Raw genomic sequence first — 25,624 nt, 5'->3', positions numbered from 1 at the left:
CACGTGACTGAAGCTGCTGTGCCCGGCGACTACCCCCAGGGCGTGAAACTCGGGGTGGACGTCGGGACGGTCCGCGTTGGCGTTGCAATCTGTGACCGCGACGGCATCCTCGCGACGCCGTTGCGCACCCTGGAACGGAACGTGAAGAAGAACACCGACGTGCGGATCCTGGCCGGGCTGGCCGCTGAACTCAGCGTCGTGGAGATTTTCGTGGGGCTTCCGCGGACCCTCAAGGGCGAAGAGCATGCGTCGGCACGAATGGCCACCGACTATGCCAAGCTGCTGGCCAGTGCGTTGCGGAACGCCGGCTACGACGTTCCGGTGCGGCTCGTCGACGAGCGGCTGAGCACCGTGACAGCCCACCGGAACCTGCATGAAGCTGGCATGAGCAGCAGGAATCACCGTAGAGTAGTTGATCAGGTTGCGGCGGCAGGTATTCTGCAACATGCGATTGATATGCAAAAGGCCAGGGGAACGGAGGTCGGAAGCCGCGTGTACGCGGAGTCTGCGCCGGGGCCGACCGGAGGCGGCGCACAGACCGACCCGGCAGTACAGACGCACTCTTCAGAACACGGAAGGCTACAGTGAGCCCGGTCAACAGTGATGACTCCTTCGATGACGCTTTCAGCGGTGCAGGCCGGCCGCTGACGCGCAAAGAAATCAGGGCCCGGGAGAAGTTCCTGGCGACCCAGGGCCATGACGTGATCCCGCCGCAGGCCTTCGAAACCGGCGAGAAGATCCCGACGCCGGCTCCGAGGACTTCCGGAGACGGCCACCCGCAGGCGCCGGAACAGGTCCTGCCGGCGGAAGCCCCGGAGCTCCCCGAGTCCGCGCCGACCGTGCACGAAGTGACGCCTGCCCCGGCACCCCGGGAGGCAGCGCCCGAGGAGCCCGTGCAGGAGGAGGTCCGTGTGGAGCCCGAAGAGCCCGCGCACGAAGGACTCCGTCCTGAGGACGAGGACGTTGTCCGCCAGGATTCCCTGCACTCTGAAACCGAACTGCACGATCCCGAACTGCATCATCCCGAACTGCACGATCCCGAACTGCACGATCCCGAACTGCACGCGGCCGAACTCCACCCTGAAGATGAGGCCCACCATGTCTACGACGACGCCGATGTCCACCACCCGGACATCCACGACGGGTACGAAGACCACGCCGGAACCGGGCACGAGCTGATGGCCGGCGCAGCAACCATCCGCACGTCCAAGGGGCCGTCCAAGAAGGTCCGGCGCCGCCGCCGCTTCCTGGCGCTGGTACTGACTCTGACCGTCTTCGTCGTCGCGATCGTCGTCGGCGCGCAGTTCCTCAAGCCCCTCCTCGGCGCCGACACGATGGCCGACTACCCGGGTCCCGGAACCGGCGACGTGGCGATTACCGTGGCACCGGGTGCCGGCCCCAAGTCCGTAGCCACCGACCTCCAGGACAAGAAGGTCATTGCGAATGCGGACACGTTCCTGAAGGAGTTCGCGGCCTCCGGCGGCGCCCTGAGCCCCGGTGACTTCACGATGCGCAAAGAGATGAAGAATTCCGACGCCGTCGCCATCCTGCTCAACAAGGACAAGGCCAAGGTGATGTACTTCGCCCTCAGCGCCGGCAAGCGGATCAGCGAATCACTGCAGGCGATCTCCGAAGGAACCGGCATCCCTGTATCGGATTTGAAGGCCCTCAGCGATGCGCCCGCCCAGTTCGGCCTCCCGGCCAAGGCCAAGAATCTCGAGGGCTACCTCTTCCCGGGCGAGTACCGCTTCCCCCTCGGGACGTCCGCGAAAGACGTCATCCAGAAGCTCGTCGGCACCACCCTGGACGAGCTCAAGGCGCAGGGCGTCACCGATCCGGCGAAGCAGTTCGATGTCCTGACGGTGGCCAGCATCGTCCAGGCCGAGGGCGGCCAGGCCGACTACGGCGACGTGGCCGGTGCCATCTACAACCGGCTCAAGCCCAACAACACCGAGACCAACGGGCTGATCCAGTCCGATGCCACGGTCACCTACGGTCTGGGCATCAAGAGTTTCCAGGTTGACGAAGCCCAGAAGGCCGATAAGTCCAACCCGTATAACACCTACGCCAACCCTGGACTCCCGGCAGGGCCCATCGGCTCGCCCGGCAAGACGGCCATCGACGCTGCCGCCAAGCCAAAGTCCAACGATTACCTCTACTGGGTCACGATCAACCTCGACACCAAGGAGACGAAGTTCGCCAAGACCCTGGCGGAGCACAACGTCAACGTGGAAAAGTACAACGCGTGGTGCGACGCCAACCCGAACCGCTGCGTATGACCCTGCGGGCGGCGGTGCTCGGGCATCCGATCAGTCATTCGAAGTCCCCGGCACTCCACCGGGCCGCCTACGCCTACCTGGGGCTGGACGTCGACTATTCCGCCATTGACGTGACGGAGGCTGGCCTGCCGGATTTCATGGTCCAGGTGCGCGCGGACGTCCGCGACCAGGACTGCTGGCGGGGCCTCTCGGTGACCATGCCGCTGAAGACGGGCATGGTCGGCCAGGTGGACGAGGTCCGCGGAGTGGCCCGCACCCTGGGCGTCGTGAACACGGTTGCCTTTGAGCACGACGGCGGCTCAACCCGCCTTGTCGGTTACAACACGGACGTCGCCGGCATCGTCAACGCCCTCCGCAACGCCGGCGCCGGCGCAGCACCGGCAGCAGCCATCCTCGGCGGAGGGGGCACAGCGGCTGCCGCCATCGCGGCGCTGAAAGACCTGGGCGCTGCGGCCGCGGATGTGTTTGTCCGCGATGTGGGCCGCGCCGCCGAAGCGCGCGCCGCCTCCGCCGCCCTCGGACTGCCCGTGCGGGTGTTGCCCATCTCGGGCGCGGCGGGCGCGGTCGCCGGTGCCGACGTCGTCATCTCCACCCTGCCGCCCCGCGCGGCGGACCCGCTGGCCGCAGAACTGGCCCAGAAACTGGCGGGGAGCTCCGCCCGGGTAACCGGCGTACTCCTGGACGTTGCCTACGATCCCTGGCCCAGCCGACTCGCCTCGGTGTGGCAGGCGGCGGGCGGGACGGTTGTCCCGGGCCTGGAAATGCTGATCTACCAGGCGGTCGAACAAGTCCGCCACTTCAGTGGCCTGGGCGGGGCCGTCCCGGCCGAGGTCATAGATGTGATGTGTGACGCAGTGGGGGCGCCCCGGCGGGTGTTCTGAGGGCCATACATGGCAGGATGGATTTTATGTTGCGTTGGTTGACTGCCGGAGAATCCCATGGTCCGGCCCTGGTCGGAATTATCGAAGGCGTGCCCGCCGGTGTGGAACTCACCAGCGCGGAAATCGCCGATGCACTCGCGCGCCGGCGCCTCGGCTATGGCCGCGGCGCACGGATGAAGTTTGAGCAGGACGTGGTCACGATCCTCGGCGGCGTCCGCCACGGCCTGACCCAGGGGGGACCCGTCGCCATCCAGGTGGGCAACACCGAATGGCCCAAGTGGGAGCAGATCATGTCTGCTGACCCGGTGGCGCCCGAAATCCTCGCAGACCAGGCCCGGAACGCCCCGCTCACGCGGCCCCGCCCCGGCCACGCGGACTTCACCGGGATGCAGAAGTACGGCTTTGATGAGGCCCGCCCGGTCCTGGAACGCGCCAGCGCCCGTGAGACCGCCACCCGCGTGGCCCTTGGCACCGTCGCTGCCGCCTTCCTCAAACAGCTGGGCATCGAACTCATCTCCCACACCGTGTCGATCGCCAGCGTCGCCGTCCCGGAAGGCCGGCCCCTGCCGGTTCCCGGCAATGTCCTGGCCCTCGACGCCGATCCCTTGCGCTGCTTTGACCGGGAAACCTCCGACGCCATGGTGGCCGAAGTCGACGTCGCGCATAAGGAGGGCGAAACCCTCGGCGGCGTCGTGGAAGTCCTCGCTTACGGCCTGCCGCCGGGACTGGGCAGCTACGTCCACTGGGACCGGCGACTGGACTCACGTCTCGCCGCCGCACTGATGGGCATCCAGGCGATCAAGGGCGTCGAGGTCGGCGACGGCTTCCTCACGGCCTCCCGTCGCGGCTCGGCCGCCCACGACGAGATCGTCAAGGATGCGGACGGCAAGATCATCCGCACCTCCAACCGCGCCGGCGGGATCGAAGGAGGCATGAGCATCGGCGACGTGCTGCGCGTCCGTGCCGCCATGAAACCGATCGCGACCGTTCCGCGCGCCCTCAAGACTGTCGACGTCAGCACGGGGGAGGCTGCCCGGGCCCATCACCAGCGCTCGGACGTCTGTGCCGTCCCGGCCGCCGGCGTCGTGGCCGAGGCGATGGTCGCCCTGGTCCTCGCGGAAGCTGTCACTGAAAAGTTCGGCGGAGATTCCGTGGAGGAGACCGCGCGCAACATCAAGGGTTACCTGGATAACATTCCGGCTTCCCTGGACTCGATCGGCCACTAGTGCCGAACCGGAACGACGCCGGCAGCGTAGCCGGGGCACACCAGGCCGATGTTCCCGCCCGCCCGATCGTCCTCATCGGACCGATGGCCGTGGGCAAATCCGCCGTCGGACAGCAGCTCGCCCAGCACCTGGGGTCCGCCTTTGTGGACACCGACGTCCTGGTTGTCGCCAACCACGGGACCATTGCCGAGATCTTCGCCAGCCGGGGAGAGCATGCCTTCCGCGAACTCGAGGCCCGGGCCGTGGCCCAGGCCATTGAAGACGCGCAGGGAAGCAGCACCGTGATCTCCCTCGGCGGCGGCGCGGTCCTGGATTCGGGCACGCAGCAGCTCCTGGGCCGCTGCACCGTGGTCTATCTCGAATGCGACGCCGACACGGTCGCGGAACGGATCGCCCGGAGTTCGGGCCGGCCCCTCCTGGCCGGCGACGCCATGGGCCGCTGGCACGCCCTGTTCGCCACCCGGCAGCCGGTCTACGAACGGCTCGCCGACCTTGTTCTCGATGTCCGGACCGGAACCGTTCCGGAACTGGCTCACCGGCTGGAAGATGCGCTGGGGGAGTACGCCGCAGCGAAAACCGCTACCGCGCCCACGCCAGCGGCGACGAAGGAAGTTCAATAGTGAGTACCGAATCAACTGTCATCAAAGTCACCGGGCAGACCCCCGGCGAGAATTACGACGTCGTCGTGGGCCGCGGCCTGCTGGCAAGCCTTCCCGGCCTGCTGGGCGAACGCGTCAAACGCGTCCTGGTCATCCACCCGCGGGCGCTCAGGCTCACCGGCGACACCGTCCGTGAAGAACTGTCCTCGGCAGGGTTCACCGCGCTGACCGCGGAAATCCCGGACGCCGAGGAAGGCAAGCACATCGAGGTCGCCTCCTTCTGCTGGCAGGTGCTGGGCCAGAACGACTTCACCCGGTCCGACGCCGTGGTTGCCGTCGGCGGCGGCGCCGTGACAGACCTCGCAGGTTTCGTCGCGGCGACCTGGCTGCGCGGCGTCAAGGTTGTCCACATGCCCACAAGCCTGCTTGGCATGGTGGACGCCGCCGTCGGCGGCAAGACCGGCATCAACACCGCCGAGGGCAAGAACCTCGTCGGCGCCTTCCACCCGCCGGCAGGGGTTCTCGCGGACCTGGACACGCTCGACACCCTGCCGAAAAACGAGATCATCTCCGGCATGGCCGAGGTCATCAAGTGCGGGTTCATCGCCGATCCGGCCATCCTGGACCTCATTGAAAAGGACCCCGCCGCCGTGTCCGATCCCCGGTCCGCGATCCTGCAGGAACTGATCGAACGCGCCATCAGCGTCAAGGCCAAGGTGGTCTCCGAGGACCTCAAGGAGACAGGCCAGCGCGAGATCCTCAATTACGGTCACACCCTGGGCCACGCCATTGAGCTCGCCGAGCGCTATTCCTGGCGCCACGGCGCGGCGGTGTCCGTAGGCATGATGTTCGCTGCCGAACTGGCCCGCAGCGTCGGCCGCCTCAGCGACGCGGACGCCGACAGGCACCGGAATATCCTGGAAAGCCTGGGGCTGCCCATCACCTACCGGCGGGACCGCTGGCAGGCCCTGCTGGACGGCATGCGCCGGGACAAGAAGTCCCGCGGCGATCTCCTGCGGTTCGTGGTGCTCGACGGGATTGCCCGCCCCGGCATCCTCGACGTCCCCGACACGTCGCTGCTCTTCGCCGCTTACCAGGAGATCGCTTCCTGATGAACATGGTCAAGGGCGGCACGAGCGAATGGCCGGACGCCGGGTTCCCCGGGATCCGGATCAACCCGCAGACCCTCATGCCCCAGATCGTTGACGACGAGGCCCTGGCTGCGGCGCTGGCAGAGTCCACGGACCCGGCGGACCTGGTCTTCGTCCGGCTCGTCGAAGGGCACCCGGCGGAGGCTGCGGAGCTTCTCGCCGAGGCTCGGTACAAGGATCCAGGCTCGATGCGGCTGCGCATCTTCGAGGCCGACGTGCTCCGGGTCTCCAACCGGTTCGACCGGTCCGTGGAGGTGTTCCGCAAACTCCTGGCGGAGACCCAGGGGCCACTGGACGAGGCCGCCATCCGCCAGCACCTGGGCCGTTCCTACTTTGCCGGCGGCAATATCGCCGCCGCGGTGGAATCCTTCGCGAAAGCCCTGGATCTGCGCGTGGCAGGCTCCGCCGACGCAGCGCTGATCTACGCCTCCGCCGTGGCACTGCAGCGCGCCCGGGAAGTGCTCGACCAGCAGTCCTGAGCCGCCGTCGGTCAGCTGTCCGGCGGAACCGGTAGAATGGATCTTGGATTTTTGATAACTACGCGCTGGCGGGCCGCTTGGCATGCCTGCCTGGCATAAGCGGCTGGCACCTAGAACCCAGCCAATAGGAAACCAGAGGATACAGTGGCAACCACTAACGACATCAAGAACGGAACGGTCCTCAAGCTTGAGGGCCAGCTTTGGAACATCATCGAGTTCCAGCACGTCAAGCCCGGCAAGGGTGGCGCGTTCGTCCGCACCAAGATGCGCAACGTGATGTCCGGCAAAGTCGTCGACAAGACCTTCAACGCCGGACTCAAGATCGAGACCGCCACGGTTGACCGCCGCGACTACCAGTACCTGTACCAGGACGGAACCGACTTCGTGTTCATGGACACGTCGGACTTCGACCAGCTGACGGTCTCTGCGGCCACCGTGGGCGACGCCACCAACTTCATGCTCGAGAACCAGATGGTCAACATCGCCATCCACGAAGGCAACCCGCTGTACATCGAGCTGCCCCCGAGCGTCGTGCTCGAGATCACCTACACGGAGCCGGGCCTGCAGGGCGACCGCTCCTCGGCCGGCACGAAGCCCGCCACCCTCGAGACCGGCTATGAGATCCAGGTGCCCCTGTTCGTTGAGAACAACACCAAGGTCAAGGTCGACACCCGCGACGGCAGCTACCTCGGCCGGGTCAACGACTAGTGAGCGCCCGCGGTAAGGCCCGGAACCGGGCCCTGGATGTTCTCTTCGAGGCGGAGCAGCGTTCCGTCTCGGCGTTTGATGTACTGAGGTCGCGTCGGGAACAGACCGACCAGATCGTCAACCCCTACACCCTCGAAATCGTCGAAGGCGTTGTGTCCCACCAGGCAGCGATCGACGAGTTCCTGGAAACGTATTCGCAGGGCTGGACCCTGGAGCGCATGCCTTCGGTGGACCGCATCATCCTGCGGATCGGCACCTGGGAGCTGCTCTACAACGACGACGTCCCCGACGGCGTCGCGGTGAGCGAAGCGGTGGCACTGGCCAAGACGCTCTCCACGGACGAGTCGCCGTCGTTCATCAACGGCCTGCTGGGCCGGCTGCAGCAGCTGAAACCCTCGCTGCTCGCCTGATCGGCGATTCCCCCGAAAGGGCCGGTGGCCGCCTCATGGGCGGGCACCGGCCCTTTTTCTGTGCTGTTTTGTGCAGAGGATTCGCGCCCGTGGCCCGGGCGGCTGTGACGCAGACCGCCCCCGGCAGGGGCCGGGCGATGGCGGCCCGTGTGGTAATTTGAAAGGGCAAATGATCCTTTTTTAATTCCGTCCCGTGAGGCGGGGAAAGGGGAGACGAGCTTTGACTACTGTGCCAGCAGCACCGGGTCCGGCAAGGGTTGTGCTCACCAGGGTTGTCCTGAACCAGGCAGACATCGACCGCGCGCTTACTCGTATCGCCCATGAAATTCTCGAGGCCAACAAGGGCTCCCAGGACATCGTCCTGCTCGGTATCCCGCGCCGGGGCTACCCCCTCGCCGTCCGCCTCGCCGCCAAAATCGCCGCCGCCGACCCCGCCGTGGACGCCGCCGCGATCGTCGGCCAGCTCGATGTGACCATGTTCCGCGATGACCTTTCGCACCAGCCGACCCGGCCGCCGTACCCCACGGTGCTGCCGCGCACCGGGATCGACAACAAAGTCGTCGTGCTGATTGACGACGTCCTCTACTCGGGACGGACCATCCGCGCGGCCCTGGACGCCATCATCGACCTCGGCCGTCCGCGCATCGTCCGCCTCGCCGTGCTGATCGACCGCGGCCACCGGGAACTGCCCATCCGCGCCGACCACGTCGGCAAGAACCTCCCCACGTCATCGGCCGAAAAGGTCCGGGTCCGGCTCGAGGAAACCGACTCCGTCGACGGCGTGCCCGTCAACGAAGTGGTCATTGAGGCTCTCGCGTGAGGCACCTGCTTTCCACCGAAGACTTGAGCCTGGCGGACGCCGTCCGCATCCTCGACACCGCCGAGGAAATGGCTGCCGTGGGGGAGCGCGAGGTCAAGAAGCTGCCCGCGCTTCGGGGGCGCACCGTGGTGAACCTGTTCTTCGAAGACTCCACCCGGACCCGCATCTCCTTCGAAGCGGCCGCCAAGCGGCTCTCCGCGGACGTCATCAACTTCGCCGCAAAGGGCTCCTCGGTCTCGAAAGGCGAATCCCTCAAGGACACCGCCCAGACCCTGGCCGCGATGGGAGCCGACGCCGTCGTCATCCGGCACTGGGCCTCCGGCGCTCCGCACCGGCTGGCAGCCACGGACTGGATCGATGCCGCCGTCATCAACGCCGGCGACGGCACCCACGAACACCCCACCCAGGCCCTCCTCGACGCCTTCACGATGCGCCGCCACTGGTCCAAACTCGCCGGCACGCCCTCCGCCGGGGCGGACCTGACGGGCATGAGGGTCGCGATCGCCGGCGATGTGCTGCACTCGAGGGTGGCGCGGTCCAACGTCTGGCTCCTGCGCACCCTCGGCGCGGAAGTCACTCTCGTCGCCCCGCCCACGCTCCTTCCTATCGGCGTCGAAAAGTGGCCGTGCACGGTCAGCTATGACCTCGACGAGACCCTCGCCGCAGGCGTGGACGCCATGATGATGCTCCGCGTGCAGGGCGAACGGATGAACGCGTCCTTCTTCCCCTCCACGCGGGAATACTCGCGGCGATGGGGCTTCGACGACAACCGCCTCCGCGCGCTGGACAGCTTAGGACTGAAGGACACCATCATCATGCATCCCGGCCCGATGAACCGGGGCCTTGAAATTTCCTCAGCCGCCGCCGACTCACCCCGCTCCACCGTGCTCGCACAGGTACGCAACGGCGTGTCCGTGCGCATGGCCGCCCTTTACCTGCTGCTTTCCGGAGACAACCGCGAACCAGCCCCATCCACGCCCGCATTTTCCACCGCCGCCCCTTCGAAGGAGAGCCACTGATGGCCGAACAGCAACAGGACGCCAACAGCGGCGCCTATCTCATCCGCGGTGCCGCAATCCTCGGCGGAGCCGCCGAGGACCTCCTGATCCGTGACGGCATCATCGCCGAACGCGGCCACGACCTCCAGCCCGACGGTGCCACGGTCATTGACGCCACCGGCCTTGTAGCCCTGCCGGGCATGGTCGACATCCACACCCACCTGCGGGAACCCGGCCGCGAAGACGCCGAAACCGTGGAGACCGGCACTCGTGCGGCCGCCCTGGGCGGCTACACGGCCGTGCACGCGATGGCGAACAGCACCCCGGTTGCGGACACCGCCGGCGTCGTGGAGCAGGTCCTCACGCTCGGCCGCACCGCCGGCTGGGTGGACGTCCGGCCCGTCGGCGCCGTCACCGTGGGCCTCGCGGGGGAGCAGTTGGCCGAACTCGGCGCCATGGCCGACTCCCGCGCCCGGGTCCGCGTCTTTTCAGACGACGGCATCTGCGTGCACGACCCCGTGCTGATGCGCCGCGCCCTCGAATACGTCAAGGCGTTCGACGGCGTCGTCGCCCAGCATGCCCAGGAGCCCCGCCTCACCGCCGGCGCCCAGATGAACGAGGGGGAGGTCTCCGCCGTGCTCGGCCTCACCGGCTGGCCGGCCGTCGCCGAGGAAAGCATCATCGCCCGCGACGTACTGCTTGCCCAGCATGTCGGCTCCCGGCTCCACGTCTGCCACGTCTCCACCGCAGGATCCGTGGAGATCATCCGCTGGGCCAAGTCCCGCGGGGTAAACGTCACGGCCGAAGTCACGCCCCACCACCTCTGGCTCACGGACGAACTCGCCCGCAGCTACGACCCCGTCTACAAAGTCAACCCGCCGCTGCGCACCGACGCCGATGTCCAGGCCCTGCGCGCCGCCCTGGCTGACGGCACGATCGACGTCGTCGGCACCGACCACGCCCCGCACCCGAGTGAACACAAGGAATGCGAGTGGGCGCAGGCAGCCATGGGCATGACCGGGCTGGAAACCGCGCTCTCGGTGGTCCAGCACACCATGATCGAAACCGGTCTGATGACCTGGGCTGATTTCGCCCGCGTCACCTCGAGCGCGCCGGCCGCGATCGGCCGGGTCGAAGACCAGGGCCGCCCGCTTGACGCCGGCGAACCGGCCAACGTCATACTCGTGGACCCGGCTGCGCGCTGGACGGCGGACCCTTCTAAGATGGCAACCATGGGCAGAAACTCTCCGTTCGCCGGCCGGGAACTGCCCGGTAAGGTGGTGGCCACGTTCTTCAAGGGTCATCCCACCGTCCTAGACGGTAAGCTCAACAGCCCCTACCGCTGGGCGTCCGGGACCCCCGATCCCGCAGGGGCGGGCCGGAACTGATGGACAGGCTCCTCCCCGTACTGCTCATGGTGGCCCTCGCCGCAGTGGTCGTCGTCCTGCTCGGCCTCGGCTGGCGGAGCCGGCTGCGCCGCCAGTCCGACGTTGAGGCCTTGCCGGAGGCCCCAGCGGAGCTGGCCGCCCCGCTGGCCGTGGCTGACGGCCAGTACGTCACGTCCACCAGTGCCGGTGACTGGCTGGACCGGATCGCCGTCCACAACCTTGGCATCCGCACCAACGCCGAACTCAGCGTCCACCCCGAAGGGGTGCTCTTCAACCGCGCCGGCGCCGGCCCGGTCTACATCCCGGCCGCACGGCTCACCAGAGTGCGCCTGGAAAGCGGCATGGCCGGAAAATTCGTCGAAAAGGACGGGCTGCTCGTGGTCAGCTGGATGCTCGGCTCCCGCGAACTGGACACCGGGTTCCGTACCCGGCGCGCTGAGGACAAGACAACCCTCCTCAACGCCCTGCAAGAATTGATCTCCGCGGCCCCCCAGGCCAATGCCGATAGTGGAAAGTAACGAAGTGAGCGAATCCCACGAAGTGAAAGACGCCGTAGTGAACACCGAAGTGACAAAGAACGCACCAGCATCCACCCCCGCAGCACTAGTGCTCGAGGACGGACGGATCTTCCGCGGCGCCAGCTACGGCGCCACCGGAACGGCCCTGGGGGAGGCGGTCTTCGCCACCGGCATGACCGGCTACCAGGAGACCATCACCGATCCCTCCTACGCCCGCCAGCTCGTGGTCCAGACCGCCCCGCACATCGGCAACACCGGCGTGAACAAGGACGACGCCGAATCCCGGCGCATCTGGGTCGCCGGCTATATCGTCCGTGACGCCGCCCGCCGGCCCTCCAACTGGCGCTCCGAGCGATCCCTCGACGACGAGCTTGTCGAGCAGGGGATCGTCGGCATCCAGGGCGTCGACACCCGGGCCATCACCCGCCACCTGCGCGAACACAAGACCATGCGCGCCGGCATCTTCTCCGGGGACGCCGCCCGCGCCACCGACAAGGAACTCCTCGACGCCGTGCTCGCCAGCGCGCCGATGGAGGGCTCCCGGCTGGCCGAGGAAGTCAGCGTGGACACCGCCTACACGGTGGAGCCCAAGGACTTCGGCTGGGACGGCGAACCCCGGTTCAGCATCGCCGCGATCGATCTCGGCATCAAGCGGATGACTCCGGTCCGCTTCGCCGAGCGCGGCGTCCGCGTGCACGTGCTTCCGGCCACGGCCACGCTGGCCGACGTCAAGGCTGTCAACCCGGACGGCGTCTTCATGTCCAACGGACCCGGAGACCCGGCCACTGCGGACAACCAGGTGGCGCTGCTGCGCTCGGTGCTCGATGAGAAGATCCCGTACTTCGGCATCTGCTTCGGCAACCAGATCCTGGGCCGCGCCCTCGGCTTCGGAACCTACAAGCTGCGCTACGGCCACCGTGGACTCAACCAGCCCGTGATGGACCGCCGCACCGGCAAAGTGGAGATCACCTCCCAGAACCACGGCTTCGCCGTCGACGCGCCGCTCAACGGTGCCACCCGGGCCCCCGAGGAACGGTACGGCCGTGTCGAGGTCAGCCACGTGAGCCTCAACGACGACGTCGTGGAAGGACTGTCCTGCCTCGACATCCCGGCCTTCTCGGTGCAGTACCATCCCGAAGCCGCGGCCGGCCCGCACGATGCCGCGTACCTCTTTGACCGCTTCATCGAGCTGATGGCCGGCGCCGGCACGGCGGCGTCTTCCGCTGCCCCGGCGGCCGATGCCAAGACTTCCACCGATTCCAAGACTGAGGACAAGAAGTAATGCCCAAGAGAACTGACCTCAAGAGCGTCATGGTCATCGGGTCCGGCCCGATCGTGATCGGCCAGGCTGCCGAATTCGACTACTCCGGCACCCAGGCTCTGCGCGTCCTCAAGGAGGAAGGCCTGCGGGTCATCCTCGTGAACTCCAACCCGGCCACCATCATGACGGACCCCGAGTTCGCCGATGCCACCTATGTGGAGCCGATCACGCCCGAGGTGGTGGAGAAAATCATCGCCAAGGAGCGGCCCGACGCCCTCCTGCCCACCCTGGGCGGCCAGACCGCGCTCAACACCGCCATCGCGCTGGACAAGAACGGTGTGCTGGAGAAGTACAACGTCGAGCTGATCGGTGCCAATATCGCCGCGATCGAGCTTGGCGAGGACCGCGAGAAGTTCAAGGGCGTCGTGGAGCGTTGCGGCGCCGAGTCGGCCCGCAGCCACATCATCCACACCATGGCCGAAGCCCTCACCGCGGCCGAGGACCTGGGCTACCCCATGGTGGTCCGGCCCTCCTTCACGATGGGCGGCCTCGGCTCGGGCCTGGCGTACGACGAGAACGACCTCCGCCGGATCGTCGGCCAGGGCCTGCAGTACAGCCCCACGTCCGAAGTGCTGCTCGAAGAGAGCATCCTGGGCTGGAAGGAATACGAGCTTGAGATGATGCGCGACAAGAACGACAACGTCGTGGTCGTGTGCTCCATCGAGAACTTCGATCCCGTCGGCGTCCACACCGGTGACTCCATCACCGTCGCCCCGGCGCTGACCCTCACGGACCGCGAATACCAGCGGCTGCGCGATATTTCCATCGCCGTTATCCGCGAGGTCGGCGTCGACACCGGCGGCTGCAACATCCAGTTCGCCGTCGAACCGGACACCGGACGCGTCGTTGTCATCGAGATGAACCCGCGCGTGTCCCGTTCCTCCGCCCTGGCCTCCAAGGCCACCGGCTTCGCCATCGCCAAGATCGCCACCAAGCTCTCCCTCGGCTACACCCTGGATGAGATCCCGAACGACATCACCCAGAAGACCCCGGCGTCCTTCGAACCGACCCTCGACTACGTCGTCGTGAAGGTCCCGCGCTTCGCGTTCGAGAAGTTCCCGGCCGCGGACCCCACGCTGACGACCACCATGAAATCGGTGGGCGAGGCCATGGCCATGGGCCGGAACTTCACCGAGGCGCTGCAGAAGGCGCTGCGGTCCCTGGAGCAGAAGGGCTCCCAGCTGGACTTCAGCCACGTCCCGGAATGGGAAGTCCCGGAACTGATCGAAAAGTCCAAACGGCCCACCACCGAACGCCTGCACCAGGTCCAGCGCGCCCTGCTCGGCGGCGCCACCGTGGAGCAGCTCTTCGAAGCCACCAAGATCGACCCCTGGTACCTGGACCAGCTTCAGCTGCTCAACGAGATCTCCGTCGAAATCCGAAAGGCCAGCGCGCTGACCCCGGACATGCTGCAGCGCGCCAAGCGCCACGGCTTCTCCGACGAGCAGATCGGCGCCCTGACGCACAACTCCGAGGACGTCGTCCGCGGCGTCCGGCAGGCCCTCGGCATCCGCCCCGTGTACAAGACCGTGGACACCTGCGCCGCTGAATTCGCCGCGTACACGCCGTACCACTACTCCTCCTATGACGAGGAGGACGAGGTGGCGCTGCACGCCAAACCGTCCATCATCATCCTGGGCTCCGGGCCCAACCGGATCGGCCAGGGCATCGAGTTCGACTACTCCTGCGTCCACGCATCCATGGCCCTGCGCAAAGCCGGCTACGAGACAGTGATGGTCAACTGCAACCCGGAAACCGTCTCCACCGACTACGACGTCTCCACCCGCCTGTACTTCGAGCCGCTGACCCTGGAGGACGTCCTTGAGGTCATCGCGGCCGAGGAGCGCACCGGCGGCGTGATGGGCGTGTTCGTCCAGCTGGGCGGCCAGACCCCGCTCAAGCTCGCCCAGCAGCTCGCTGACGCCGGTGTGCCCATCCTGGGCACCTCGCCCGAGGCGATCGACCTCGCCGAACACCGCGGGGCCTTCTCCCAGGTCCTCGACAAGGCCGGGCTCATCGCGCCCAAGAACGGCACCGCAGTGTCCTTCGAAGACGCGAAGAAGATTGCCGACGAGATCGGCTATCCCGTGCTGGTCCGCCCGTCCTATGTCTTGGGCGGCCGCGGCATGGAGATCGTCTACGACGAGCCGAACCTCTCCCGCTACATCGCCAACGCCACCGAGATCACCCCGGAGCACCCGGTCCTGATCGACCGGTTCCTCGAGGACGCCGTCGAGATCGACGTCGACGCCCTCTACGACGGCACGGACATGTACCTGGGCGGCATCATGGAGCACATCGAGGAGGCGGGCATCCACTCCGGCGACTCGGCCTGCGTCCTGCCGCCCATCACCCTGGGCAACAACGTGCTGGACCGTGTCCGGACCGCCACCCTCGCCATCGCCGAGGGCGTCGGGGTCCGCGGGCTGATCAACATCCAGTTCGCCCTCGCCTCCGACGTGCTCTACGTGCTCGAAGCCAACCCCCGGGCCTCACGGACCGTGCCGTTCGTCTCCAAGGCCACGGGCGTCCAGATGGCGAAGGCGGCCGCCCTGATCGGCACGGGCGTCACCATCAACCAGCTCCGCACGGCCTACAAGATTCTGCCGGAAACCGGCGACGGCTCCACGCTCCCGCTGGACGCGCCGGTCTCGGTCAAGGAGGCCGTGCTGCCGTTCAGCCGCTTCCGCACCCCGGAAGGCAAGGTCGTCGACTCACTCCTCGGCCCGGAAATGCGGTCCACGGGTGAGGTCATGGGCATCGACAAGCACTTCGACACGGCCTTCGCCAAGAGCCAGGCAGCGGCCAACAACGCCCTGCCTACCGAAGGCAAGGTCTTCGTCTCGGTCGCGAACAGGGACAAGCGTTCGGTAATCATGGGCGTCAAGCGGCTCTCCGACCTCGGCTTCGAGATCGTCTCCACGGGCGGCACGGCCGACGTCCTGCGCCGCAACGGCATCCAGGCCACCCCGGTCCGGAAGGTCGCCGAAGGCTCCAGCGCCGAAGGCGAGGGAACCATCGCGGACCTGATCGTGGCGGGCGAGATCGACATGGTCTTCAACACGCCCTCCGGCGGCGAAGCCCGCAGCGACGGCTACGAGCTGCGCGCCGCCGCGACGTCGATCGGCATTCCGTGCATCACCACGGTGGCCGAATTCAACGCCGCCGTCCAGGCCATCGAGGCGCTGCGCACCTACGAATGGTCCGTCACGAGCCTGCAGGAGCACGCGGCGGCCCTCGCGGCCTCGCAGAACGCGGCCTCGCAGAACGCGGCCTCGCAGAACGCTCACACGCATGCCTGAGGCTCCCACCGCTGATACGGCCAGCCGGGAGCCCTTCGGCTCCCGGCTGGGCCGGGCCATGGCGGTCCGCGGTCCGCTGTGCGTCGGCATCGATCCGCATCCGGCGCTGCTGCAGCATTGGGGCCTGGGCGACGACGTCGCCGGGCTGGAACGGTTCTCGCTGACCGTCCTGGAGGCTGTCGGCTCGCTCGCCGCGGCGGTGAAGCCGCAAGTGGCGCTCTATGAGCGGCATGGCTCTGCCGGGATTGCCGTCCTGGAGCGCACGCTGGCCGTGGCGGCGGAGATTTCCGTCCTGACCATCGCGGACGCCAAGCGCGGCGATATCGGCTCCACCATGGCCGCCTACGCCGACGCCTGGCTCCGGGACGGCTCGGCATTGGCCGCGGATTCCGTGACCCTGAGTCCGTACCTGGGCTTCGAGTCGCTGCGTCCCGGCCTGGACCTCGCGGCCCAGTCCGGGCGCGGCGTGTTCGTGCTGGCGTTGACCTCCAACCCCGAGGGCGCCTCCGTGCAGCACGTTGGCGGGGCGGACTCCGTAGCCCGTCGCATCGTGCAGGCCGCGGCTGCAGAGAACCGCCGGTACACGGGGGCGCTGGGCTCGGTCGGGCTCGTTGTCGGGGCCACGGTCGGTTCGGCCCTCACCGAACTTGATGTGGATCTGGCGGCGGTGCGCGGACCGATCCTGGCCCCCGGGCTGGGCGCCCAGGGCGCGACCGCCGCGGACCTGCGGCGCACCTTCGGATCGGCCTACCCCCAGGTCCTGGGCACCTCCAGCCGGGACATCCTTGGGGCCGGACCGGAAATCCGGGCGCTCCACGACGCGGCCCGCCGGACCCTTGACGAACTGTTGGCCGCCTAGCTGTCCTGTCCGCGCTGTGCCCGCCGCCGGCGTCCGGCAGTTGTCCATTGATTTCTGCCGCTCCGAGACGGTAGGTTCAGGACACGGCAACGGCGCGGGGGCTGTCTGACGGACCGGTGTGAACGGCCCGGCTGACTGGCCGGCCCGGACGGCCCGTCTGACCAGGCAGGGAGGACTTCAGTGAGCTTGCAACCCCTCACTCCGCAGCAGCGTGCCGACGCCTTGCGCAAGGCCGCTGCGGCCAGGGCCACCCGGGCCGCGGCCAAGGAACGGCTGAAATCCGGCCAGACGACGATCGCCCAGGTCCTCAGCTCCGGAGCATCCGATGATGCCATCGCCCGGATGAGGGTCGTGGAGATGCTGGAGGCCCTGCCGGGTATCGGGCGGGTCCGTGCCGCGGCGATCATGGGACAGCTCGGCATCGCGCAGTCCCGGCGGGTACGCGGGCTGGGAATCCACCAGCGCCGGGCGCTGGTAGATTTTGTAGACGACAAACAGCCCGCTCCGCCGGGCTGATCCCCGAACACCGCCCAAAGGAATATGTGAGCAAGAAACCGGGACTGACAGTCCTCGCCGGCCCGACGGCTGTTGGCAAAGGCACCGTGTCCACCTACATCCGGGACAACTATCCCGGCGTGTGGCTCTCCGTGTCGGCGACGACGCGCCCGCCGCGGCCGGGTGAGCAGGACGGGATCCACTACTTCTTCAAGTCGCCCGAGGAATTCGATTCGCTCGTCGAAGACGGCGAACTCCTCGAATGGGCGTTCGTCCACGGCCGCAACCGCTACGGCACCCTCCGCAGCACCGTGAACGCGGCGATCGCCGAGGGCCGTTCCGTGCTCCTGGAAATCGATCTGCAGGGCGCCCGGCAGGTCAAGAAGGCCGTCCCCGATGCCCAGTTCGTGTTCCTCGCGCCCCCCAGCTGGGACGAAATGGTCCGCCGGCTGGTCGGCCGCGGCACGGAAACGGCCGAAGAACAGCAGCAGAGGCTGGAAACCGCTAAACTAGAACTTGCCGCTGAACCGGAGTTTGACCACACCGTCATCAATGATGACGTTCGTCGGGCAGCGGACGAGCTTGTTTCACTCATGGGGCTGACCCCGAACCCGCGCTAGGCGACGGGACGTATCGGCCCGTTAGAATTTGGAGAATTCGTGTCCACGAACCTTGAAGGCATCATCAACCCGCCGATCGACGAGCTGCTGAAGGCTGCCGACTCGAAGTACGGCCTGGTGATTTTCGGTGCCAAGCGCGCACGCCAGATCAACGCCTACTACGCCCAGCTGCACGAGGGCCTGTTCGAGTACGTCGGCCCGCTGGTCGACACGAAGCTGAACGAGAAGTCGTTGTCGATCGCGTTGCGGGAGATCAACGAAGGCAAGCTCGTTTCCACGCCGATCGAACCTGCAGAGTAGTAACGGCAAAATACATAGACTGCCTGTTGACGGAGGTCACGTGCGCATAGTCCTCGGAGTCGGGGGAGGGATAGCCGCCTACAAGGTGGCGTCGCTCCTCCGGCTTTTTACTGAAGCCGGCCATGACGTCACGGTCATCCCCACGGAGGCGGCAACGCGTTTCGTCGGTGTCGCGACGTGGGAAGCCCTGTCCGGCCACCCGGTCAGCAGCACCGTCTTCGACGCGGTCCCCACGGTTAACCACGTCCGGCTCGGCCACGAGGCGGAGCTGATTGTCGTGGCTCCGGCCACTGCCGACCTCTTGGCCCGCGCGTCGTCCGGCCAGGCGGATGACCTCCTGACCAACACCCTGCTGATGGCTGGGGACTGCCCGGTCCTCATGGCCCCGGCCATGCACACCGAAATGTGGCAGCACCCGGCAACCCAGGCCAACGTCGAAACCCTGCGCAGCCGCGGCGTCACCGTGCTGGAGCCTGCCAGCGGCAGGCTGACCGGGGCGGACTCCGGCCCCGGCCGGCTGCCCGAGCCCCAGGCCATCTTCGAGGCTGCGCTGGCGCTGGCCGGTGCGCAGGCTGGTGCGCAGTCCGCCCGGTTGTCGGCCCCTGGGTTGCCGGGTGCGCCGGCCGTGCCGGACGCGCCCGCCGCTCCGCCGTCGGATCTGCCGTATCCTGCGTCGGCAGAGCCGTCGGCAGCCCGCCCGTTGGCCGGGCTGACTGTGACCATCAGCGCCGGCGGCACCCGCGAACCGCTGGACCCCGTCCGCTTCCTGGGCAACCGGTCCTCCGGCAAGCAGGGCGTGGCACTCGCCATTGCCGCCCGCAACGCCGGCGCCAGGGTCCGGCTGCTGGCCGCCCATATGGAGGTTCCGGCGCCGGAGGGCGTCGAGATCGTCAAAGTCGAGACAGCCCTGGAATTGCGGAAAGCGGCGTTGCACGCTGCCGCGGATTCCGACGTCGTGATCATGGCGGCCGCCGTGGCGGACTTCCGTCCCGCCGACGTCTCGGGCACCAAGATCAAGAAGCGCGACGACGGCGCCAATCCGGTCATTGCCCTGGTGCGCAACCCTGACATCCTGCAGGAACTCGTCGAGGTCCGCGACGCGGCTTCCCGCGATCAGCTCATCGTCGGCTTCGCCGCGGAAACGGGCGACGCCGAAGGTGATGTACTGGAGTACGCCGAGGCCAAGCTGCGCCGCAAGGCCTGCGACCTGCTGGTGGTCAACCATGTGGGCCAGGACAAGGTCTTCGGCGAGGACACCAACGCCGTAGTCATCCTTTCCCGCTCCGGCTCCGAACCCCAGGAGGCGTCGGGTTCCAAATCCGATGTTGCGGCTGCCGTGATTGACCGGGTCAGCGCCGAGTTGAGCCGGGTTGTTCCGCCGGCTTGAGCCGGCGTAACCAACGTCTCCTTAGCATGGGGACACACGCCGCCGGACGTCCGTTTTCCAACCAGTAAGGTAGTTGAGTGACTTTACCGCTGCACATTCCTGACTTCCACGGGTCCACGCCCGCCTCGCTCCGGCTGTTCACGTCTGAGTCGGTGACCGAAGGGCACCCCGACAAGATCTGCGACCAGATCAGCGATGCGATCCTCGACGCCCTGCTGGCCAAGGACCCCGAGTCCCGGGTCGCCGTCGAGACGCTGGCCACCACCGGCCTGGTCCACGTGGCCGGCGAGGTCACCACGGACGCCTACGTCGAGATCCCCCAGATCGTCCGGGAGACCATCCTCGGCATCGGCTACGACTCCTCGGCCAACGGCTTCGACGGCGCCCGCTGCGGTGTATCCGTCTCGATCGGGCAGCAGTCCAACGACATCGCCGGCGGCGTGTTCAACTCCCTGGAAGCCCGGGAAGGACGCCAGGAAGACGACTACGACCTCCAGGGTGCCGGAGACCAGGGCCTCATGTTCGGCTACGCCAGCGACGAAACCCCCTCCTACATGCCCGTCCCGATCTGGCTCGCACACAGGCTCTCCGAGCGCCTCACCGAGGTCCGAAAGAACGGCCAGCTGCCCTACCTGCGCCCTGACGGCAAGACCCAGGTCACTGTGGGCTACGACGGCGACCGCCCGGTCTCGGTCGAGACCGTCGTCATCTCCAGCCAGCACGCCGAAGGCGCCAGCCTCGACCAGCTCCGGGCCGACCTCGCGGAGTACGTCGTGGATCCCGTCATGGCGCTGTCCAACCTGGACATCTCGCGGGCCCGGAACATCCTGAACCCGGCCGGTGCTTTTGTCATCGGCGGCCCGGTCGGCGACGCCGGCCTCACCGGCCGCAAGATCATCGTCGACACCTACGGCGGCATGGCCCGCCACGGCGGCGGGGCCTTCTCCGGCAAGGACCCGTCGAAGGTGGACCGCTCCGCTGCCTACGCGATGCGCTGGGTCGCCAAGAACGTAGTGGCCGCCGGGCTCGCAAAGCGCGCTGAAATCCAGATCGCATACGCCATCGGCCAGGCGCGCCCGGTGGGAACCTACGTGGAAACCTTCGGCACCGAGACTGTGGATCCTGCCCGGATCAGCGCCGCCATCGCCGAAATCTTTGACCTGCGCCCCCGCGCCATCATCGACGCCCTGGACCTCAAGCGCCCGATCTACGCCAAGACCGCCGCCCACGGGCACTTCGGCCGCGAAGATCCCGACTTCACGTGGGAGCGCCTGGACCGGGTCGATGACCTGAAGGCTTTCTTCAACGCCTGATTCACGAGCCTGACCCCCATTGTCGGTGCGCAAAATGTCACTGGCATGTGATGTGCTGAAGCCAGGCCGCCATTCCGGCGGCCTGGCTTCCCATTTTCGGGTCGTCGTCGGTGCTGGGTTGTTGTTCGTTTCTTGTTTGCCGTGGCCCGGCTGGAGTTGAACGGAGGTAGGAGCGATGACGAAAGTCCGCGGCGGTGCGACGGTGCCGGATGAACCCTTCCAGCTGTCCTTGCTCCAGGGCTTTCCGTCGGCGCCCGCAGCCGCCTCCGGTCCGGTCCTCGCCGCCGATCGGCCCGTGGCAAGGGTGCTGCTCGAATCGTCCCTCCCGCATCTGGACCGGCCTTTCGACTACAGCGTTCCGGCCACCCTCGACGCGGAGGCGCAACCGGGCGTCCGGGTCAAGGTGAAGTTCAACGGCCAGGAACTGGCGGGATACGTGCTCGAGCGGAGCGCGGAATCCGACGCCGGCCACACCCTGGTGCCGCTGCACAAGGTGGTTTCGCCCGCGCCGGTGCTGACGCCCGCCGTCGCCGAACTGGCCGGCCGGGTCGCTGCGCGCTACGCGGGAACGGTCAGCGACGTCCTGCGTGTCGCCGTTCCGCCCCGGATGGCCAAACTGGAGAAGGAGTTCGCTCCCGGCGGGCGGCTGGACGCGGCGTTGTTCGCGGCCGGCGAGGAGCCAGGGGCCACGGTTCCGTCGGGGCTGCAAGCCTCCCACTGGTCCTCCTACCGCAACGGGCCGGCGTTCCTCCAGCACCTGGGCTCCGGGGAGTCACCCCGTGCCGTGCTGAACGCGCTGCAGGGCTTCGGCCCGGGCGGCTGGCCGAGACTGATCGCGGAGGCCGTGGCTGCGGTCCGCCTGTCCGGCCGGGGCGCCGTCGTCGTCGTCCCCGACTACCGGGACCTGGACCGCGTGGAGGCCGCGCTCCTGGAGTTGCTCCCCGCGGGCGACGTCGCACGGCTCACCGCCGACGACGGCCAGACCCCGCGGTACCGGAGCTTCCTGCGCATCCTCAGCGGCGCCGCCGGGGTCGCCGTGGGCACCCGGTCCGCGGCCTACGCGCCGGTCCATAACCTGGGGCTCGTGGTCTGCTGGGACGACGGCGACGACCTCCACATCGAGCAGCGTTCGCCGTACGCGCACTCCCGCGAGGTGCTGCTGCTGCGCGCAGGCCAGGAAGGGGCTGCCTGCCTGTTGGCGGCCCACTCCCGAAGTACCGAAACGGAACGGCTCGTCGAATCCGGCTGGGCATGGCCGGTGGAGGCAGAGCGCACCGTGGTGCGGCGGACGGTCCCGCGGGTGCTCAACACGGCGGACAGATTCGAACTCGAGCATGATCCCCTCGCCCGCATCGCCCGGCTGCCCGGGGCTGCCTGGCGTGCCGCAAAGGACGGCCTGGAACGCGGACCGGTCTTGGTGCAGGTGGCCCGGGCCGGCTACGCACCGTCACTGGCGTGCGAAACGTGCCGTGAACCGGCACGCTGCGCCGCCTGCAGCGGCCCCCTGGCGATCGCCGGGGCCAGCGGAAGTTCGGCCGTGCCGCAATGCCGCTGGTGCTCGGCGCCGGCCCAGGCGTGGCGGTGCACCACCTGCAACGGCACCCGGCTCCGCCGCGGAGCCGCCGGAGCCCTCCGCACGGCCGAGGAGCTCGGCCGTGCCTTCCCCGGAAAGCCGGTCATCACCTCCTCCGGTGACCAGGTCAAAGCCACCGTTCCCGACACGAAGGCCCTCGTGGTGGCCACTGTCGGGGCCGAGCCGGTCGCCGCCGGAGGTTACGCAGCAGCCCTGCTGCTCGACGGCGATTCCCTGCTGCGGCGCGAGAACCTGCGCGCCGGGGAGGACGCCGTGCGCCGCTGGTTCAATGCGGCAGCCCTCGTGCGACCGGCGCCGGAAGGCGGGCTGGTGGTCATCACCGCGGATGACGCTGCCGGGATCGGGGCCCTGCTGCGGTGGGATCCGTCCGGCTACGCCCGGCGTGAGCTGGCGCTGCGGCAGGAACTTCACCTGCCGCCCGCCGTACGGATCGCCTCCATCACCGGCGGCCGCACCGCCGTCGGGCACTTCACCCGGGCCGTCGAAGAACGGATGGCCGCGCAGGGAACCGTGCTCAGGACCGCCGGCCCCGCGCCCCTCGTGATGGCCGGGCCGCCCTCCGGGACGCCGGGTGCCGCGCCCGGCGGGGCCACGCCCAGCGGGGCAGCGTCCGGCGCCAGACCGGGCGCGCGGGAATCCGGTGAGGACGTCCGGACCCTGTTGTTCATCCCGTACGCCCAGGCCGCTGCCGCCACCACCGCGATGCGTGCTGTCAAGGCTGCGGCCGCCGCCAAGCGCACGGATGACCCCGTCCAGCTGCGGCTTGACGGGGTCGACGTCCTCTAAGCCCGGCGAGAGCCCCCGGGTTTCCCCACCTTTGCCGGCTTCTGCCGGCGCGTGTCTGCCTTAAATGCCGGCGCGTCCCGGCGTCCCGGCGTCGCGGTCGCAATGGCGGGAAAACTCCGTGCGGTGGCCCGAGCGCGGTGGCCTGAGCGCGGTGACGCCGGCGCCGGGCTCTAGCGCTTGTTCCGGCTCCGGAGCGTGACGGCTTCCCCGGCGACTTCCACGAGCCTGCGCGCGGATTCGTCCCAGCTGAAATCCGCGGCGCGTTCCACGGATCGCCGGGAGCGGGCCTTCCACACCTCAGGATCCTCCAGCTGCCGCACGGCCGCAGCGAATCCGGCCGGCGAGTCCGCATGCACATAGCCGACGGCGTCCTTGCCCACCTCCCGGAAAATTGGGATGTCGCTGGCGATCACCGGGGTGCCGTGGGACATGGCCTCCACGAGGGGCAATCCGTAGCCTTCGGCCCGGGAGAGGCTGATCAGGGCCGTGGTGCGTGCCAGCATGGCCTCGTATTCGGCGTCGGTCACGCCGTTGTGGAACACGATATTCGCGCCCGCCGGAGCCAGGGCCTCGAGCTCGGCGCGGCGCTGCGGGGTGATGCGGCTCAGCAGGTGCAGGGTCATGTCCGGCAACTCCGCCATGCCCCGGATCATGGTCTCCACGTTCTTGTACGGCATGAAGGACCCCATGTAGAGCAACGTCTTGTCCGCTCCGGCACCGGGGTCCCGGGGCGTGTGGCCGTGCTGCGGGGCGTTGCCCACGATCCTGACGGGACGCTTCGTGAGCCGGTACTTGGCGATCAGGGCCGCGGTGGTGGAGCTGATGGTCGCGACGACGTCGGCCCGGTTCAGCAGGAGCCGCTGGGGCCAGAAGGCCTTGTGGTAGAGGCGCCAGAGGACACGGACCGGGGCCGGCAGGAATCCGGGAGGGGCCGGGTGCTCGTAGTAAATGAGGTCGTGCAGGGTCAGTACCAGGGCGTACTTCCGGCCCCAGCTGCCCATGGTCTGCATGGGGCACACCACGACGTCGGCGCCGAGCCGGTTGACCTTGGCGGCCACGAGAAGCTCGGACGGGGACAGCGGGCTGTTGATCAGGGTGTATGGCACATCAGGCAGGAGGGCCAGCTGCCGCGGGTCGCTGATCAGCATCGAGACGTCTGCAATCTTGGCCGCGGCCGCGATGAGGCTGGAACCATACCGGCTGATGCCGTCGTGGTGGTCCACCCGGGTGAAGCGGGCATCGATAAGAATTTTCACGCGGCGTTGTCCTTCAGGAAGCGTCGGATGAAGCGGGCGGCGGGCTCCGGGGTCTCGTAGTGGATCAGGTGTCCGACGCCGGGGATGACGTCCAGGGTCCCGTCCGGCAGGAGGGCCAGGAGTTTATGCTGGTCCGGCAGGGTGGCGATCTCGTCCTTTTCGCCCGCGATCAGGAGCACTGGGAGCTTAAGCCCGGCTGCCACCTCGGATACGTTGCTGCCAACAGAGGCCTTGAACGCCTCCAGCAGGCTTTCCCGGTCCGCGAAGGCCGAGAAGTAGGAGCTGTGCTGGGCATGGACGAAGCGGCGGAGTTCCTTGTCCCGGGTCTTGGCCATGGCCTCGCTCATGACCCGGACGATCAGCTGGCTGCGCAGCAGGGCCTGACCTACGCTCCGGGGCAGACGCGCGGCGGCCTCGTAGTACAGCACAGCGAGCCGGGTCATCAGTCCCTTGGGTCCTTCCAGGGCGGGGGAGGCGATGGGGTTGATCAGGATGAGCCCGGCGACCGCGCCGGGGTGGGCCGCGACGAAATGGCTTGCCACGATCGAGCCGAAGGAATGGCCCAGCAGGACCGTGTCCGGTCCAAGGCCCAGCGCGGCCATGAAGTCGGTGACAAAGCGGACGTAGCCTGCCACGCTGTGCTCGGCAGCCGTGAAGGCGGCGGAACTGCCAAACCCGGGCAGGTCCGGCATGATGAGGCGCATCTCGGGCAGCTGGTCGGCCACCCGGAGGAGGCCGTGGTGGTCCCCGCGGAAGCCGTGCACGACCAGGACCGTCCGGGTTTCCGGGGTCACGCGGACGGGCTCGTAGTTCCAGTAGGCAACGCGGACGCCGTCCAGGTCCACCTCTGCGGCCCGGGTGCGGGCCTCGAGGTCATCGCTGAACAGGGGCGTGGGGGAGGACTCGGTGTGCACTTGTTCCATTCGGTCGAAGC

Annotated in this window: 24 protein-coding genes; 22 read left to right on the top strand and 2 right to left on the bottom strand. The window is 68.0% G+C overall.

Annotated elements, in window-relative coordinates:
• Positions 1 to 3: 3 nt before the first annotated feature.
• The 22 genes from ruvX (at position 4) to AC1DES_RS10225 (ending at position 23,434) form a co-directional block, all read left to right on the top strand.
• Positions 4 to 588, top strand: coding sequence for a Holliday junction resolvase RuvX (gene ruvX, locus AC1DES_RS10330; RefSeq protein ID WP_476895610.1), 585 nt, complete (start codon positions 4 to 6; stop codon positions 586 to 588).
• Positions 585 to 2,279, top strand: a complete 1,695-nt coding sequence (mltG, locus tag AC1DES_RS10325; RefSeq protein ID WP_476895609.1) for an endolytic transglycosylase MltG — start codon at positions 585 to 587, stop codon at positions 2,277 to 2,279. Before ruvX ends, mltG begins: the two co-directional genes overlap by 4 nt.
• A complete protein-coding gene (locus AC1DES_RS10320) occupies positions 2,276 to 3,160 on the top strand; it encodes a shikimate dehydrogenase (RefSeq protein ID WP_476895619.1) in 885 nt (294 codons plus the stop codon). The genes mltG and AC1DES_RS10320 overlap by 4 nt, the downstream gene beginning before the upstream one ends.
• A 26-nt stretch (positions 3,161 to 3,186) precedes the next feature.
• Positions 3,187 to 4,386 (top strand): chorismate synthase, encoded by a 1,200-nt coding sequence (gene aroC, locus AC1DES_RS10315; protein WP_476895608.1) that lies wholly within the window; start codon positions 3,187 to 3,189, stop codon positions 4,384 to 4,386.
• Positions 4,386 to 5,006: a shikimate kinase gene (locus AC1DES_RS10310; protein WP_476895607.1), complete on the top strand. Its 621-nt coding sequence runs from the start codon at positions 4,386 to 4,388 to the stop codon at positions 5,004 to 5,006. The genes aroC and AC1DES_RS10310 overlap by 1 nt, the downstream gene beginning before the upstream one ends.
• The gene (gene aroB, locus AC1DES_RS10305; RefSeq protein ID WP_476895606.1) at positions 5,006 to 6,097 is read left to right on the top strand and encodes a 3-dehydroquinate synthase; all 1,092 of its coding nucleotides are present in this window, start codon (positions 5,006 to 5,008) and stop codon (positions 6,095 to 6,097) included. Before AC1DES_RS10310 ends, aroB begins: the two co-directional genes overlap by 1 nt.
• Positions 6,097 to 6,615 carry a tetratricopeptide repeat protein gene (locus AC1DES_RS10300; RefSeq protein ID WP_476895605.1) on the top strand — a complete coding sequence of 173 codons (519 nt, stop codon included), beginning with the start codon at positions 6,097 to 6,099 and terminating at the stop codon, positions 6,613 to 6,615. Before aroB ends, AC1DES_RS10300 begins: the two co-directional genes overlap by 1 nt.
• A gap of 144 nt (positions 6,616 to 6,759) precedes the next feature.
• The gene (gene efp, locus AC1DES_RS10295; RefSeq protein WP_090581102.1) at positions 6,760 to 7,323 is read left to right on the top strand and encodes an elongation factor P; all 564 of its coding nucleotides are present in this window, start codon (positions 6,760 to 6,762) and stop codon (positions 7,321 to 7,323) included.
• Positions 7,323 to 7,733, top strand: coding sequence for a transcription antitermination factor NusB (gene nusB, locus AC1DES_RS10290; RefSeq protein WP_476895604.1), 411 nt, complete (start codon positions 7,323 to 7,325; stop codon positions 7,731 to 7,733). Before efp ends, nusB begins: the two co-directional genes overlap by 1 nt.
• Positions 7,734 to 7,953: 220 nt before the next feature.
• On the top strand, positions 7,954 to 8,553 hold the full coding sequence (gene pyrR, locus AC1DES_RS10285) for a bifunctional pyr operon transcriptional regulator/uracil phosphoribosyltransferase PyrR (protein ID WP_476895603.1): 600 nt from the start codon (positions 7,954 to 7,956) through the stop codon (positions 8,551 to 8,553).
• Positions 8,550 to 9,572, top strand: coding sequence for an aspartate carbamoyltransferase catalytic subunit (locus tag AC1DES_RS10280; protein WP_476895602.1), 1,023 nt, complete (start codon positions 8,550 to 8,552; stop codon positions 9,570 to 9,572). The genes pyrR and AC1DES_RS10280 overlap by 4 nt, the downstream gene beginning before the upstream one ends.
• On the top strand, positions 9,572 to 10,939 hold the full coding sequence (locus AC1DES_RS10275) for a dihydroorotase (RefSeq protein ID WP_476895601.1): 1,368 nt from the start codon (positions 9,572 to 9,574) through the stop codon (positions 10,937 to 10,939). Before AC1DES_RS10280 ends, AC1DES_RS10275 begins: the two co-directional genes overlap by 1 nt.
• Entirely contained in the window at positions 10,939 to 11,457 is a 519-nt protein-coding gene (locus AC1DES_RS10270; RefSeq protein ID WP_476895600.1) for a PH-like domain-containing protein, read from the top strand. Before AC1DES_RS10275 ends, AC1DES_RS10270 begins: the two co-directional genes overlap by 1 nt.
• Positions 11,438 to 12,739 (top strand): glutamine-hydrolyzing carbamoyl-phosphate synthase small subunit, encoded by a 1,302-nt coding sequence (carA, locus tag AC1DES_RS10265; RefSeq protein WP_476895599.1) that lies wholly within the window; start codon positions 11,438 to 11,440, stop codon positions 12,737 to 12,739. Before AC1DES_RS10270 ends, carA begins: the two co-directional genes overlap by 20 nt.
• Positions 12,739 to 16,080 carry a carbamoyl-phosphate synthase large subunit gene (carB, locus tag AC1DES_RS10260; protein ID WP_476895598.1) on the top strand — a complete coding sequence of 1,114 codons (3,342 nt, stop codon included), beginning with the start codon at positions 12,739 to 12,741 and terminating at the stop codon, positions 16,078 to 16,080. Before carA ends, carB begins: the two co-directional genes overlap by 1 nt.
• Positions 16,073 to 16,939, top strand: coding sequence for an orotidine-5'-phosphate decarboxylase (gene pyrF / locus AC1DES_RS10255; protein ID WP_476895597.1), 867 nt, complete (start codon positions 16,073 to 16,075; stop codon positions 16,937 to 16,939). The genes carB and pyrF overlap by 8 nt, the downstream gene beginning before the upstream one ends.
• Positions 16,940 to 17,119: 180 nt before the next feature.
• Positions 17,120 to 17,455, top strand: a complete 336-nt coding sequence (gene mihF, locus AC1DES_RS10250) for an integration host factor, actinobacterial type (protein WP_476895596.1) — start codon at positions 17,120 to 17,122, stop codon at positions 17,453 to 17,455.
• A 26-nt stretch (positions 17,456 to 17,481) separates the two neighbouring features.
• Positions 17,482 to 18,054 carry a guanylate kinase gene (gmk, locus tag AC1DES_RS10245; protein ID WP_476895595.1) on the top strand — a complete coding sequence of 191 codons (573 nt, stop codon included), beginning with the start codon at positions 17,482 to 17,484 and terminating at the stop codon, positions 18,052 to 18,054.
• Between the two features lie 39 nt (positions 18,055 to 18,093).
• Positions 18,094 to 18,354, top strand: a complete 261-nt coding sequence (rpoZ, locus tag AC1DES_RS10240; RefSeq protein ID WP_011692102.1) for a DNA-directed RNA polymerase subunit omega — start codon at positions 18,094 to 18,096, stop codon at positions 18,352 to 18,354.
• 40 nt (positions 18,355 to 18,394) lie between these two features.
• Complete coding sequence (locus AC1DES_RS10235; RefSeq protein WP_476895594.1) at positions 18,395 to 19,741, top strand: bifunctional phosphopantothenoylcysteine decarboxylase/phosphopantothenate synthase; 1,347 nt, start codon at positions 18,395 to 18,397, stop codon at positions 19,739 to 19,741.
• A 77-nt stretch (positions 19,742 to 19,818) separates the two neighbouring features.
• Positions 19,819 to 21,054 (top strand): methionine adenosyltransferase, encoded by a 1,236-nt coding sequence (metK, locus tag AC1DES_RS10230; protein WP_476895593.1) that lies wholly within the window; start codon positions 19,819 to 19,821, stop codon positions 21,052 to 21,054.
• A 175-nt stretch (positions 21,055 to 21,229) separates the two neighbouring features.
• Entirely contained in the window at positions 21,230 to 23,434 is a 2,205-nt protein-coding gene (locus tag AC1DES_RS10225; RefSeq protein ID WP_476895592.1) for a primosomal protein N', read from the top strand.
• Positions 23,435 to 23,604: 170 nt separating this feature from the next.
• Here the strand turns inward: AC1DES_RS10225 and AC1DES_RS10220 are convergent, their stop codons facing one another.
• Complete coding sequence (locus AC1DES_RS10220; RefSeq protein WP_476895591.1) at positions 23,605 to 24,690, bottom strand: glycosyltransferase family 4 protein; 1,086 nt, start codon at positions 24,688 to 24,690, stop codon at positions 23,605 to 23,607.
• Positions 24,687 to 25,613 (bottom strand): alpha/beta fold hydrolase, encoded by a 927-nt coding sequence (locus AC1DES_RS10215; protein WP_476895590.1) that lies wholly within the window; start codon positions 25,611 to 25,613, stop codon positions 24,687 to 24,689. Before AC1DES_RS10215 ends, AC1DES_RS10220 begins: the two co-directional genes overlap by 4 nt.
• Positions 25,614 to 25,624 lie beyond the last annotated feature (11 nt).

This window comes from Arthrobacter sp. 05T442 (assembly GCF_056395945.1).
The sequence above is the reverse complement of the archived record's forward strand: the minus strand, read 5'-3'. Positions and strand labels throughout refer to the sequence as shown.

Excerpts from the sequence above, each read along its gene's own strand:
- AC1DES_RS10320 (WP_476895619.1), top strand. The coding sequence starts at position 2,276 with ATGACCCTGCGGGCGGCGGTGCTCGGGCATCCGATCAGTCATTCGAAG.
- AC1DES_RS10275 (WP_476895601.1), top strand. The coding sequence starts at position 9,572 with ATGGCCGAACAGCAACAGGACGCCAACAGCGGCGCCTATCTCATCCGC.
- AC1DES_RS10270 (WP_476895600.1), top strand. The coding sequence starts at position 10,939 with ATGGACAGGCTCCTCCCCGTACTGCTCATGGTGGCCCTCGCCGCAGTG.
- carA (WP_476895599.1), top strand. The coding sequence starts at position 11,438 with ATGCCGATAGTGGAAAGTAACGAAGTGAGCGAATCCCACGAAGTGAAA.
- AC1DES_RS10225 (WP_476895592.1), top strand. The coding sequence starts at position 21,230 with ATGACGAAAGTCCGCGGCGGTGCGACGGTGCCGGATGAACCCTTCCAG.
- aroC (WP_476895608.1), top strand. The coding sequence starts at position 3,187 with ATGTTGCGTTGGTTGACTGCCGGAGAATCCCATGGTCCGGCCCTGGTC.
- carB (WP_476895598.1), top strand. The coding sequence starts at position 12,739 with ATGCCCAAGAGAACTGACCTCAAGAGCGTCATGGTCATCGGGTCCGGC.
- AC1DES_RS10215 (WP_476895590.1), bottom strand. The coding sequence starts at position 25,613 with ATGGAACAAGTGCACACCGAGTCCTCCCCCACGCCCCTGTTCAGCGAT.
- AC1DES_RS10300 (WP_476895605.1), top strand. The coding sequence starts at position 6,097 with ATGAACATGGTCAAGGGCGGCACGAGCGAATGGCCGGACGCCGGGTTC.
- pyrF (WP_476895597.1), top strand. The coding sequence starts at position 16,073 with ATGCCTGAGGCTCCCACCGCTGATACGGCCAGCCGGGAGCCCTTCGGC.